Annotated in this window: 10 protein-coding genes; all 10 read right to left on the bottom strand. The window is 44.1% G+C overall.

All coding sequences use genetic code 11. From position 1 onward, the window contains the following. Nucleotide 1: 1 nt before the first annotated feature. The 10 genes from PSE83_RS14215 to PSE83_RS14170 all read right to left on the bottom strand — a co-directional run bounded on the left by PSE83_RS14215 (nt 2) and on the right by PSE83_RS14170 (nt 13,322). Complete coding sequence (locus PSE83_RS14215; RefSeq protein WP_004259506.1) at nt 2–619, bottom strand: DMSO/selenate family reductase complex B subunit; 618 nt, start codon at nt 617–619, stop codon at nt 2–4. An 11-nt stretch (nt 620–630) separates the two neighbouring features. Beyond that, nucleotides 631–3,075 carry a DMSO/selenate family reductase complex A subunit gene (locus PSE83_RS14210; RefSeq protein WP_096864428.1) on the bottom strand — a complete coding sequence of 815 codons (2,445 nt, stop codon included), beginning with the start codon at nt 3,073–3,075 and terminating at the stop codon, nt 631–633. A 410-nt stretch (nt 3,076–3,485) separates the two neighbouring features. After that, a complete protein-coding gene (locus PSE83_RS14205; protein WP_094962373.1) occupies nt 3,486–4,226 on the bottom strand; it encodes an SDR family NAD(P)-dependent oxidoreductase in 741 nt (246 codons plus the stop codon). Nucleotide 4,227: 1 nt separating this feature from the next. After that, nucleotides 4,228–4,479 carry an acyl carrier protein gene (locus PSE83_RS14200; protein WP_004259523.1) on the bottom strand — a complete coding sequence of 84 codons (252 nt, stop codon included), beginning with the start codon at nt 4,477–4,479 and terminating at the stop codon, nt 4,228–4,230. Between the two features lie 19 nt (nt 4,480–4,498). Beyond that, on the bottom strand, nt 4,499–5,308 hold the full coding sequence (locus PSE83_RS14195) for a MaoC family dehydratase (RefSeq protein WP_172767464.1): 810 nt from the start codon (nt 5,306–5,308) through the stop codon (nt 4,499–4,501). Continuing rightward, entirely contained in the window at nt 5,305–6,558 is a 1,254-nt protein-coding gene (locus PSE83_RS14190; RefSeq protein WP_272660942.1) for a beta-ketoacyl-[acyl-carrier-protein] synthase family protein, read from the bottom strand. Before PSE83_RS14190 ends, PSE83_RS14195 begins: the two co-directional genes overlap by 4 nt. Beyond that, nucleotides 6,555–7,967 (bottom strand): efflux transporter outer membrane subunit, encoded by a 1,413-nt coding sequence (locus PSE83_RS14185; protein ID WP_036958244.1) that lies wholly within the window; start codon nt 7,965–7,967, stop codon nt 6,555–6,557. Before PSE83_RS14185 ends, PSE83_RS14190 begins: the two co-directional genes overlap by 4 nt. Nucleotides 7,968–7,969: 2 nt before the next feature. After that, a complete protein-coding gene (locus PSE83_RS14180) occupies nt 7,970–9,943 on the bottom strand; it encodes an ABC transporter permease (protein ID WP_164565585.1) in 1,974 nt (657 codons plus the stop codon). After that, nucleotides 9,943–11,124: an efflux RND transporter periplasmic adaptor subunit gene (locus PSE83_RS14175; protein WP_004259542.1), complete on the bottom strand. Its 1,182-nt coding sequence runs from the start codon at nt 11,122–11,124 to the stop codon at nt 9,943–9,945. The genes PSE83_RS14180 and PSE83_RS14175 overlap by 1 nt, the downstream gene beginning before the upstream one ends. Further along, a complete protein-coding gene (locus tag PSE83_RS14170; protein WP_110591116.1) occupies nt 11,121–13,322 on the bottom strand; it encodes a peptidase domain-containing ABC transporter in 2,202 nt (733 codons plus the stop codon). The genes PSE83_RS14175 and PSE83_RS14170 overlap by 4 nt, the downstream gene beginning before the upstream one ends. Between the last annotated feature and the right edge of the window lie 6 nt (nt 13,323–13,328).

Genomic DNA, 13,328 nt, shown 5'->3' with positions numbered 1-13,328 from the left:
GTTATACCTCCCGAGGATTGGCTAAATGGCCTGTCGTATCATTGACAGGGCGACTATTGGCATTGGGTTTAATGACAATATTGGGCTTGGTATAGTGCGCTTCTGGTAGTGGCGCAATCTCTGCCAAATTGCCATGTTTCTCACGTAACTCATCAATAGGACCAAAGTCTAATGCACGCAGTGGACAAGACTCGGCACAAATCGGTTTTTTACCGACGGCAACACGTTCATAGCAACCATCGCACTTGGTCATATGCCCTTTTTCGCTATCAAATTGCGGCGCACCGTATGGGCAGGCCATATGGCAATAGCGGCAACCAATACACACACTTTCATCCACAACGACAAAGCCATCTTCACGTTTGTGCATCGCGCCACTTGGGCACACTTTCACACAAGCAGGGTCTTCACAGTGGTTACATGAAATCGACAAATAATAACTAAATACGTTTTGATGCCACACTCCGTTATCTTCTTGCCAATCTCCCCCCGCATATTCATAAATGCGCCTAAAATTCACCGCAGGAGATAAATTTTTGTAGTCCTTACACGCTAATTCACACGTTTTACATCCCGTGCACCGTGCAGAATCAATATAAAAACCATATTGTGTTGTCATGATTTATCCCCCTATACCCTTGCCACTTCAACCAAATTACTGTGTTGCGGATTACCTTTCGCTAACGGTGACGGGCGCTGAGTCGTCAGGACGTTTAGGCTACCACCATGGTCCACCTTGTTTTCATCAGGCGCGTACCATGCCCCTTCCCCCATGGCCACAACCCCTGGGATGATGCGTGGGGTCACTTTGGCAGCGATCTGCACTTCCCCTCTATCGTTATAAATACGCACCATGTCACCATCTTTAATATTGCGACGTTTTGCATCAATAGGGTTGATCCACATCTCTTGTAAACAAGCAGCCTTAAGCACATCAATGTTGCCGTAAGTGGAGTGAACGCGCGATTTATAGTGGAAGCCACTCAATTGCAGTGGATATTTTTCGGTGAGCTTATCATCATGGCTTTCAAAGCCTGGGGAATACATTGGGAGTGCTGATATCAAATCACCTTCCGCTAGCGTCCATGTTTTCGCGATATCCGCTAATTGTGATGAATAGATCTCAATCTTTCCTGACGGGGTATTTAATGGGTTCGCAATTGGGTCTTCGCGGAAAGCTTTGTGTGCCACGACATGCCCTTGTGGGTTCATTTTTTTGTAAATCCCTTGCTGCTGGAATGTCTCAAAATCAGGTAGCTCAGGTAACTTCTGTCGTGAAATTTCATACAAATGGCGTAGCCACTCTTCTTGGGTTCGCCCTTCGGTAAATTTCTCTTCAACCCCCATACGGCGTGCGATTTGTGTACACATTTCATACACCGTTTTGCTCTCAAAACGTGGTTCAATGGCTTGGCTAGCGAAAATCACATAGCCCATATTACTAGCGGCACCATCCAAGCAAAAATCCATCTGTTCAGACGCGGTACAATCTGGCAGGACTAAATCCGCATATTTCGCTGAAGCCGTCATATGGTTATCAATCACTACTATCATTTCGCATTTTTTATCATCCTGAAGAATGTCATGCGTTTTATTAATATCAGAGTGTTGATTGATTAAACTGTTGCTGGCGTAGTTCCAAATAAACTTAATCGGAACATCCAGTTTATCTTTACCTCTTACCCCATCATGAGTTGCAGTCATTTCAGGGCCGCGCTCTATCGCATCAGTCCATAAAAATACGGAAATACTTGCTTTGACTGGGTTTTCTAACGTTGGCATCCGCTCAAATGGAATATCATAGTTCCCTTCACGAGCCCCCGTATTTCCCCCATTTATACCAACATTACCGGTTAAAATCGGTAACATCGCAATCGCACGTGCGGTTTGCTCGCCGTTCGAATGGCGTTGTGGCCCCCAACCTTGGCTAATATAAGCAGGTTTTGCGGAACCGATTTCACGTGCTAATTTGATGATTTTATCAGCAGGAATACCGGTGATTTGCGCAGCCCATTGTGGTGTTTTTTCTACACCGTCATCCCCTTGCCCTAAAATATATGCCTTGTAGTGGCTATTTTTCGGAGCATCTGCGGGTAGCGTTTTCTCATCATAACCCACGCAATATTGGTCTAAGAAGGGTTGATCAACCATATCTTCAGTGATCAACACATGGGCGATCCCTGCCACTAATGCAGCATCTGTTCCGGGGCGGATCGGGATCCACTCATCTTCTCGTCCAGCAGCAGTATCGGTATAACGCGGGTCGATCACTATCATTCTTGCATTAGAACGCTCACGCGCTTGCTCTAATTGATAAGTGATCCCACCACCGCTCATACGGGTTTCGGCAGGGTTGTTTCCGAACAGAACCACCAACTTGGAGTTTTCGATATCGGAAACACTATTACCCGCCCCGCTACCATAGGTATAAGGCATCGCACAGCTGATTTGTGCTGTACTATAGGTACCGTAATGGTTTAAATAGCCGCCCATGCAGTTCATCAAACGGGCGATAGGTGAATTCGCTGGCGGCCATGAACGTGCGACTGTGCCACCTAATGTGCCAGTTCCATAGTTCAAATACACAGCTTCATTGCCATAATCGGCAATAATCCGTTTTAGATTATCGCTGATTAAATCGTAGGCTTCATCCCAACTAATTTGTTTGAATTTACCTTCACCACGTGCCCCAACGCGCAACATCGGGTATTTCAAGCGGTCAGGGTTATAGACACGACGGCGCATTGAGCGCCCACGTAGACAGGCCTTAACTTGATGCTTATTTCCGTAAACATCATCGCCGGTGTTGTCGGTTTCGACATATTTTATTTCACCATCAACAATATGCATACGCAGTGGACAGCGACTCCCACAGTTAACGGTACATGCGCTCCAAACTATTTTTTCTTCAGGTATGGCTGTTTTGGGTGTGATTTCACTGGTATCAGCAATACTATTAAAAGGTAAACTTAGCGCTCCACTTGCAAGTGCGAGTCCCCCGACGGTACTGGTTTGCATTAGCTTCCTGCGGCTGATCTCCGATTGGAGTACTCCCTCAGATAATGCTTTACTCATATCTGCCTCACTTAACATTGCTTCAAAGTTTTAAAATGGCTTTTTTGAAATTTATTTTTATCTTTAATTTATTTATCGACTTCCAATTACCATTCTATAACCGAGGCACCGTGAGGTATTGTGCACGATCAATAATCCAATATAAATTGTGTGGTTTTAATGCGTTATATCGAGTCATTCAAGCCAAATTAAAATTAATATAATTATTTTTAATGTTTAATAATGAATTAAATTGAAATAAATATAATTCCATTCTTCTTTAACTTGAGTTTACTGTTTTTCATTTATTTCCGAGTCTCAATTCATAAAAAACCCCTTAAACGAAAATCGACTAAGACGTTTAAGGGGAAATATAAAATATAAATTATCGAGTGAATATTTGTTCTGCTAACAGCACTTAAAACGGGCAATTACGCCGTTAATCCACCATCTAAGACCAATGTTTGACCTGTTAAGTACTGGCTGCTATTGCCAATCAAAAATTCAACTAGCTCTGCCACTTCTTGGGGTTGCCCTAAGCGGCGTAACGGGATGTTTTGGCACATAGCTTTTAATTTAGCTTCAGGCATTGCACGGGTCATATCACTATCAATAAGCCCCGGAGCAATACAATTCACACGTAACCCAAAACGCCCAACTTCATGAGCCAATGAACGCGTCAACCCCATCATCGCTGATTTACTCGCCGCATAAGCTGTTTGGCCAATATTGCCTTTTAACCCAGTAATTGATGACATCAATACGATTGAGCCGCTCCCCGCCATCAACATTGCAGGTAATAATTTACGGTGCCAATTCATCACGGAAATGACGTTATTCTCTAGCACATCTCGCCAGATTTCAGCATTTTGATGAATATGTAAGGCGTCCCTAGTGATACCCGCATTATGAATAATAGCCGTAGGAGCCCCAAATTGTTCCAATAACGAGCTAGAAAGCGCGTCAACTTGTGCTTCATTCTTACCATCACACGGGGATCCTTTCACCCATGTATCTAAATTGGGGTTTTCAAGATTCGCTTGTGTTTCATTAACGCCATCAACGCTACGCCCAGTAAAAACCACATTCCAGTGGCGTCGCAATTCACTAACTAGTGCGAGCCCAATTCCCCGGCTTCCTCCCGTCACGAGTATCCATTGATTATTTGCCATTTTAAGATTTCGACTCCTTATCAATATGTTCACACAGCGCTTTCACCGAAATTTCTGGATGTTCTAGGAAAAATTCCGCATCTAAAGCAACATTAAAGTCACGTTTAACAAGCACCATAAGTTCAACATAATCTAAGCTATCGAACTCTAACTGGACTAAAGTCATCTCCGCATTCAACTCTTCTGCTTCTAAATCTTTTGCATCACAGATCATGTCACTAATTTTGATATAAATTTCTTGATATTGGCTCATTTGTTTTATCCTTGCATTCTTATTGAGTTATTGAATTAACTTTCAATGTTATTGAATTATTTATTATTTTTTCTCTGTAGCGGGCGGCGATACTAATACTCACTAATCGACCACTCTCACTATCCGCGATCACTAAGGCCGGCAAAATACGTAGGTAAATAGGCTCAGGAGAGGTGATAGGAGCCCATTTCGTTAGAAGTTCACGGTCAAACAACACCTCTTGGTGGGTTTGTACGATAGGATAACGGCAAAAAATATCTTTCAATGTTGAGCCGACCGGCAACCATTGTGCGATCTCTTGTTGTTCAAATAACGAGCTATCATGAATTAAGTACCAGAACAAAACTGCGTCAATAAACTGCCATTCATACATTTCGTTGGAAAACTGAGAAAATATTGACTGCAATTTCACCATCTCTGCGGTCGAAATCATTATTTCATTCGCGATTTCATGTAATACCGGTGGAGGGGTGAGTGACAATTGGCAAGTTAAGCAGTTTTGTTGCTCATCAGAAGAGAGTAAAGCCACCGATCCCGCTTTATTTCGTGCAACTAATTGATAATCTTTATCGTTCCATAGCGGATTGCGTAACCGCACGACACATTTGATAAACTCAGAGTCGATAACCTCTTGTGAAGCCAATAATGGGTGATTTAATGACTCACTCGCGAATTGTTTCACATCGAGTAGTGCACGCATGCCATGCACACTCAGTTGATCTCCGCCCTTCGCTTTGACCCATTCAAGGTCGAAATGAATCGGGTTATCATCACCAGAAAATGATGCCCACTGTTTTGCATCCTCAAGGGTATAACGTAACGTTCTCATAACGCTTTCTCTAAAATCAGCGCCGCGTTTGCCCCACCGAAGCCAAAACTCAGGTTTAGTGCACGCTTAACTTCACCAATACGGTGTTCGTTAGGAATATAATCGAGGTCACATTGCGGGTCCGGGTGATGTAAGTTAGCGGTTGCGGGCATCACGCCATGCGCCATCGCTTGCAAGCAAATAATGGTTTCAAAGCTACCAGCAGCGGCGATTAAATGTCCGGTATAGGATTTCGTACTGGATATTGGGACTTGGTAAGCTGCCGCACCTAATGCCTTTTTCAATGATTCTGTTTCATTTAAGTCATTAAGAGCTGTTGAGGTTCCATGGGCATTGATATAATCGAGAGATTCAGGAGCGGCTTCCGCTTGTTGTAAAGCCATTTCAATAGTTTTCACCCGAGCAACACAATCTTCTGCTGGTGATGTAAAATCAAAAGCATCAGAAAAATTTGCATACCCCGTAATCTCGCCCAAAATGGTGGCCCCACGAGAAATAGCGCTCTCACGCTCTTCTAAACACAACACGGCCGCACCTTCAGAAAGGACAAAACCACTACGATCTGCACTAAATGGGCAACTGGCACGAGTCGAGTCTTCCGCTTCACGTGTTAAAGCTCCAAGAATATCGATATTCCATACAGCACAATCTGTCCGTAAGGACTCTCCTGCACCAGCGAGCATCATATCGGCTCGTCCATGACGAATCGCTTCAAAAGCATCACCAATCGCAATAGTGCCTGTCGCACAAGCCGCGATGGTCGTGTTTTGATATCCACGCAGGTTCCAAAACTGGCTGCAAGCCGCCGTTGTCACATTTGGCATTGCATAAAAACAGTTGAAAGGCGAGGTCATCCCTGTCGCTTCGAATTCACTGACTGACATATAACTTTCATCAAGCCCTGCCCATCCTGTTCCCATAATGACACCGCACATCAGTGGGTCATAAAAATCAGTTAATGGCGTGCCTGCGAAGGCCATATCCATGGCTTCTCGCGCTGCCCCCAAGGCTAAACGCGTATGGCGTGGTAAACGACGACGAATAGCCGCAGGAACCCCTTTTAAGCTGGGTTCATTATCAATAAGCCCTAAAAAATGGCTGTGGATATTTTGTGCAGTTTTATCAACGTAACGATAACCGAGCTTTTTATCCATAATCGCTTGCCAACATGCTGAAGCCGTATCCCCCAAAGGAGTGACAGCCCCATAACCTGTGACAACAACGCGCTTAAAGTGAGATTTTTGGTTCATAATGGGTTGTCCTCCTGTTGGGCGCTACCGCCACCTTGTGCTAACCAAAGCTGTAGCGTTGCATAAAGATAATCGTATTGATTTTGAGCTAATGAATTTTCAATAGTTAAAAGGTCATCTTGCGCATTAAGCAGTGTTTGATAATCCACGGCACCTGCTCGGTAACGGCTGCTGGTTAGCTTTAGCCGCTGCTGGCTAAGTGATAATGACTGTTGTAATTGCTGACGAATTTCATCCGCAGCAAAACGGGCTTCCATCGCATTATCGACTTCTGACAAGGCGGTATAAGCCGCACTACGAAATGCCACCGCCGCTTGTTGCACTTGTAAGTCGGATTGTTCAATGGTCAATTTCACCGTATTCCACTGAATAAATGGCAAAGAAATCGAACCCCCAACAACACGTGTCGGGTCACTAAACCATTGAGAAAACAGCTGGCTACCCGCATTAAGCGCACCTTGCAAAGACAGTGTCGGGTAGAAGCTCAATTTAGCAGCGTCAGAATCAGCAAGCGCGGAACGTAAACGTGACTCGGCAGCTTGAATATCCGGCCGCTGTGCTAATACGGCCAACGGTGTCGCGTTAAGAATTTCAATCCGTTGATTTCGATTAAGTGCGGTGAGCTCACGCACATGTTGCTCTGCAGGGCGGTTTAACAATAGCGCTAATGCATTACGGGAGCTGTCACGTTCTTTAATGAGCCGTCGTAATTCATTTTTTCGACTAATCACAGTTTGCTGTGATTGTAAGAAATCCAGCTGGCTAACTTTTCCTGCTAAATACCATGACTTAATTTGCTGCTGGCTTTTTTCTGCAATCTTTTGGCTCGCAATCAGGTTATCAATCTGTTGATTTAACAGTGCAATATTCCAATATAATTGTGCAGTCGTATTAATAACCACTAATGCTGTTGCATGGTAATCCTGTTCGGTTGCTATTGCTTCCCACTCATTCTTTTCACGAATACGTGCCAGTTTTCCCCATAAATCGATTTCATAATTTAAAGTTAGATTTGAGCTATAACTCTCTTGGGGGGAGGTTCCATGACGTATAGATTTTGTATTACTTGCTGAGCCCCCAAGGGAGAAATCTGGGGTTATATTGGTATTTGCTAGCCCAGCCGTACTTCGCGCCAGCTTTAATTTAATTGCCGCTGTGGCTAAATCATTATTATTTTCTAATACCTGATTGATCAGTTGGGATAACAGAGGATCTTTAAAGTTATCCCACCAATTTTCAGTTAGGTTCAATGCCTGAACTGATGTCATCACGTCATTTGCACCGGATTGGCGTATTTTATCATCCCACTGCTGTGGCAAAGTGAGCTCAGGGCGTTGGTATTCCGTACGCGTAAAACTGCCGCAACCATTTAGCAAAAATAAAGCAGAAATAATATAAAGTGATTTGATATTCATTCGCGTGCCAATGCCTCCGTTGGGTTGAGTTTGGCAGCCCGACGAGCAGGAAAATAACCAAAGACCAAACCAATTAGAGCGGAGAAACCGCACGCTAATAAAACGGGGAACAGGGTAAATACCATCGTAAATTCAGTGGTGAAATAAGAGAAAATCCACCCCGCTAACCATGCACCGACAATACCAATTAACCCGCCAAGCGAACAAATCATCACGGCTTCTATCAAAAATTGGTTCATAATATCTTGAGGACGCGCTCCGACGGAAAGGCGGATCCCGATTTCATGAGTTCGTTCCGTCACAGAAACCAACATGATATTCATCACCCCAACGCCCCCAACCAATAAGGAAATAGCGGCAATCGAAGTGATCAGTAATGACATAGAATCGGATGTTTTTTGTAATGCATTTGCGAGCTGGTCATCCGACTGAATAAAAAAGTCCTTTTTACCATGTTCGCGTAATAACAAACGCTCAACCTGTAATTCAGCTTGTTGAGAAGTTAAGTTTTCAGGGAAGCGCAGTGAAATAAACTCAATAGGTTTGTCCCCGACCACACGTTGCTGTAACGATGAGTAAGGCACCCACCCCATAACAAAGCCACTCGACATTTTGGGCCCCGGTTTACGGGCAATACCAATAATTCGCCATGGTGAATGACCAATCTGCACAATTTGCCCTAACGGCTCTTCTTCTGGCTGAAAAAGTACCTCTCGACTTCCTTCATCCAACACAATAACGGGCTCGCTGTCTGCCATATCGAGCGTACTGAAGAAATTGCCATGTAAAAGCTGAAACCCTTGTGCCGCAAAATACTCTTCTGAAACGCCATTAAGCATGATGGAGTTATCCAAGCCTTTATTAACGACCATCGTCATGCTGCTCGCGACGGGGGAAACAGACTCAATCCATGGCAACTGCTTTAGACTTTTAACATCATTTAACGATAACGCACGCTCCATATCAGGCCGCTTAGCCCCCCACCCAGTACCGGGGCGAATTTCCAGAGTCGTACTGCCGAGCTTCCCGATTTCATCCATGATCGAGCGTCTTGCCCCTTCCCCCACGGCCATTGATGACACCACAGAAGAAATACCGATGATAATTCCCAACATCGACAAAAATGCACGCATGCGATGACCGAGTAAGGCCCGCCATGCCATACGAATAGACTCAATAATATTGCGCCACACCGATGCACGGCCATTATCTTCAACAGAAGGAAGCTGGTTCCGTTGTTTTGTGGCTGTCTGAGCTTGGTTCTGCTTATCAGAAACAATTTTTCCATCACTAATTTCAATAATTCGCTGAGTTTGCTGAGCGATATTTTTATCGTGGGTCACAATCACAACAGTGTGACCATCGAGATGAAGTTGATGTAAAATATCCATTAATGCGTGGCCACTAGCGCTATCTAATGCCCCTGTAGGTTCATCCGCAAGAATGATTTGCGCACCATTAACCAAGGCGCGGCAGACACTGACACGCTGCTGTTGCCCACCAGATAATTGATAAGGTTTGTGATCCAAGCGCGTTTGTAACCCTAACTTTTCTGCTAATAAAGCAACTCGAGCGCTCCGCTCATCTTCTGGCATCGCCGTATATAAAGCTGGGATCGCAATATTTTCTTCTGCAGTCAGGTAAGGCATTAGGTGATAACGCTGAAAAATAAACCCAAGATATTGGCTACGTAATTCTGCCAACTGATCGCTATTCACCTCATGAACCGCAATCCCATTGATCAACACTTCTCCTTGAGAAGGCTTATCTAAACAACCAATGATGTTCATCAGAGTCGATTTACCTGAACCTGATGCGCCAATGATAGCGACCATTTCCCCTTGGTTAATTGATAGCGAAATATCATTCAAAACAGGAATAGTTTGCGTACCGGCTGAAAACTCACGGTAAACATGATGAAGTTCAATCAGAGGACGGGTAAAAGATACATTTCGTGTCGTCGCCATCATTAACTCGCCACATTATCTGATTGAATAACAACTTGTTCGCCCTCGCTAATGCCCTCAAGTACTTCGACGAAATGGCGATCATTAATCCCCACTTTGATGGTGCGAGTTTCCGGTTTTTCATTGTTGATCACGGTCACTTCATATTGGTTTGCACCTACAGCTCGCCCCAGAGCACTAACGGGGAGTCGTAAAGCATCTTTCGCTTGTGCAACACGAATAAATACTTGCGCTGTCATTGATGTCTTTAATGCACGATCGGCGTTATCAACCTCGAACGTTCCGTTGTAATAAATTGCACTGTTCTGTTGCCCCCCAGAATTATTATTACTTTCATCAAGTGCTTCGGGGGGAATGGGTTGAACATATCCCATCGTACTTTCGTAGTGCGTTTCAGGGTCCGCAATCACATAGAATGTGAGGGGTTGGCCTGGGTGGATTTTTTGAATATCTGCTTCCGAAATTCGTGTCTGAACCTGCATTTTATCTAGGTTCGCCAACACTAAAATGGTCGGTGCCGTCTGTGAAGAAACGATGGTTTGCCCTTCGTTCGCCACAATACCCAGTACTTCGCCACTAATCGGCGCGATGATTCGTGTAAAATTGAGGTTAGCTTGTGCAGTTTGTACATCCATTTCTGATTGTGTGATTAACGCCTCATTGACATTAACCTGCTGTAATTGCGCCTCATATTGTGCTTGCGCTTGTTCATATTCACTGCGAATACCAGAACCATCTCGCTGCATCACTACCTGACGCCGATAGGCTTTGATGTACTGTATTAAAGTTGCTTCCGCAGCCCGTTTTTGCGCCTGAGCACTGGATAACCGGGCGGTTGCATTTTTGAGCTCAGACTGCTGGATAGTTGGGTCGATTTCTGCTAATAACTCCCCTTTAACCACTTTGTCGCCTTGTTTTACATATAATTTTCTGATTTGCCCGTTAACCTGAGCACCTACATTAACTTGCATTGAGGGCTTTAATGTCCCCGTTACCATGACGACTTTTTCAATATCGCCACGTTCTACCGATAAAATTACGTTTTCATGCAATGCTGGGGCGGGTGATTGCCACACAAAACGGCCGATCACCACGACCAGCACAAGCAATGCCACTAACCCACCTAAAGTGCGTAATCGTTGGGTCGTTAAACCCAATTTTGGTGCTACATGGCGGGAGGTCATAAGGAAGTTCCTTCCATTGCCGCTAACAAAGAAGGTTCAGATTGAGGCGTGCCTGCTGTGACACAAGGGGCTTTATTGGTGCTGTTCTCAAGACTTAATTCCCCATCCACGATTCGGTAAAGTGCATCGAAATTAGCCGCTAACTCTTCACTATGAGTGACAACAATCAATGTTTTACCTGTTTTCTGGCAATGTGACTGAATGGTTGCCATGACTATTTTCGCCGTTTCTTCATCCAAATTGGCGGTGGGCTCATCCAATAACAAAATAGGGCGGGCACTGTACAACGAACGAGCCAATAACAAACGTTGACGTTGCCCAAGTGATAGCGCCGCATGGCTTTCTCTTATTAACGCATTAACCCCACCAGGTAATTGAGTAATCACTGCGCCGAGTGCCAATTTATCAAGCAGCACTTCGACTCTTTTTTTATCTTTTTCGCGGAAGTTAGGGTCAAATAGTGTAATGTTATCTAAGACGGTCGCATTAAATAAAATATCTTCTTGGCTTTGCAAGCAAACCAATTGCGTAAGCTGCTGCACACTGACGGCTTCACCATTGGATTCGCATACTCCTTGCTGTGGGCTGAATAAACCCGCAATGGTACGTAATAACGTGCTTTTTCCTGCCCCTGACTCCCCAACAATGGCAACCTGCGTGCCTGAAGGTAAGTCTAATGACACATTATTTAAAATCGGTTTTGCAGGGTCATAACTGAAATGGATCCCCTTGAAAGATAAGTGTGGTGCTTTTCCTTGTACTGAGGTTTGTTTTTCGTGGAATGGTGCGGTGTCCTGCTCGCTTTTCTTAGGGAATAAAGAATGGGCGCGTGTATCAATAATATGCAGTTGCGACTTATGTATAATCGCATAAAAAATACGCGTCACATAATTGGTAAAGATTTGACGCAAGAAACTATAAGCAAAGAAATCCCCCAACGAAATTAACTCATTGGCCACCATGGGTAAAACCACCAACATAAAAATGACCATCTCCAAACTACCAGTTAATTGATAGATGCCATCTTTAATTTGTTGATACACATTTCTGCGTTGTATACAGGTAAACAATTCACGGCTTAGCCATGCAAATTGCGCCTTACGCTGATTTTCTATCCCTGCTGTTTTTATGGTCAGAATGCCTTGCAGCGTCTCCATAAAAAAGTCATTTAATTCTGCCGATTTTAGCTGTAACTGCTGGGTATACCACCGATCACGAATAATCGCCCATACACTAATTAAGCCCATCACGGTAACACCCACAGCTGAAATAGCCGCTAATACGGGTGCAATCCAAAACATGGTACCTAATGCTATCGCACAAATAACCCAATCCGTTCGTAGCCCGTTATCCAGCTCAATTTTTTCGGTTAATGCCCCCTGCCAAGCGACAAAACGGCTAAAAACATCCCCGGGTGCGCGTTTTTCAAAAAATCGCAATGGATTACTCAATAAACGAGAGAAACCAACCCCACTTTTAATCAACACAAAGTGTTTTACGAATCTCTCACTCAGCATTCTCACACCAAGGGCTAATAGTGTTGCAACCACAAAGGCAACAATAAACCAGCCATAAGGGAAAATGGCATTTTTGGCGTCGGAAAAGGCTTGGTTGATTGCATTGCTCACCATGGCTGGCATTAAAAATAGCGTTAAAGAAACCAAAAAAGCGAATATCATCAACCAATAAACACCGCGAATCTCTGAGGTTTCTTTCAGGCTCATTGCATGAGGGGCTTTTTTCCCTGCCCCATCATTTTTGTCTTCCGGTGCTAATGATTCAATTTTTTCCAGCGCGGTATCCGGTTCTAAAATTAATGCATAACCGCTGATTTCCGCTTTTAATGCAGAGAAAGGTAGCCACTGCTGCCCAATTGCAGGGTTCATCACACACACGTTATTTCCCTTGCGATAAGCAAGCAGCACAAAATGGCTTGCTCCGTAATGTAAAATAGCGGGAAGTGGTAAACTATTGAGCTCTTGGTGCTCAAATAACACCGGTGTCGTCGCAATACCGTAATTGGCTAAAATGGACGAAAGGTCAATCAAAGAAGTTCCATGATCCGATGCTGGATAGACCTCTCGCAGAGTTTCAAGAGAAACGTTGAGACCTTGGGTTTGTGCTAACATCGCAATACATGCTAAGCCACATTCATTGGTTTCTTCTTGAGAAACAAAATTTGGAATAATATTTTTCATTATTAT

The organism is Providencia sp. PROV150 (assembly GCF_028481025.1).
Classification (GTDB): Bacteria; Pseudomonadota; Gammaproteobacteria; order Enterobacterales; family Enterobacteriaceae; genus Providencia; species Providencia hangzhouensis.
The sequence above is the reverse complement of the archived record's forward strand: the minus strand, read 5'-3'. Positions and strand labels throughout refer to the sequence as shown.

What these genes read in the sequence shown, in the direction of transcription:
- PSE83_RS14210 (WP_096864428.1), bottom strand. Translation starts at nt 3,075, where the DNA reads ATGAGTAAAGCATTATCTGAGGGAGTACTCCAATCGGAGATCAGCCGC.
- PSE83_RS14170 (WP_110591116.1), bottom strand. Translation starts at nt 13,322, where the DNA reads ATGAAAAATATTATTCCAAATTTTGTTTCTCAAGAAGAAACCAATGAA.
- PSE83_RS14205 (WP_094962373.1), bottom strand. Translation starts at nt 4,226, where the DNA reads ATGGCAAATAATCAATGGATACTCGTGACGGGAGGAAGCCGGGGAATT.
- PSE83_RS14175 (WP_004259542.1), bottom strand. Translation starts at nt 11,124, where the DNA reads ATGACCTCCCGCCATGTAGCACCAAAATTGGGTTTAACGACCCAACGA.
- PSE83_RS14195 (WP_172767464.1), bottom strand. Translation starts at nt 5,308, where the DNA reads ATGAGAACGTTACGTTATACCCTTGAGGATGCAAAACAGTGGGCATCA.
- PSE83_RS14180 (WP_164565585.1), bottom strand. Translation starts at nt 9,943, where the DNA reads ATGATGGCGACGACACGAAATGTATCTTTTACCCGTCCTCTGATTGAA.
- PSE83_RS14215 (WP_004259506.1), bottom strand. Translation starts at nt 619, where the DNA reads ATGACAACACAATATGGTTTTTATATTGATTCTGCACGGTGCACGGGA.
- PSE83_RS14200 (WP_004259523.1), bottom strand. Translation starts at nt 4,479, where the DNA reads ATGAGCCAATATCAAGAAATTTATATCAAAATTAGTGACATGATCTGT.
- PSE83_RS14190 (WP_272660942.1), bottom strand. Translation starts at nt 6,558, where the DNA reads ATGAACCAAAAATCTCACTTTAAGCGCGTTGTTGTCACAGGTTATGGG.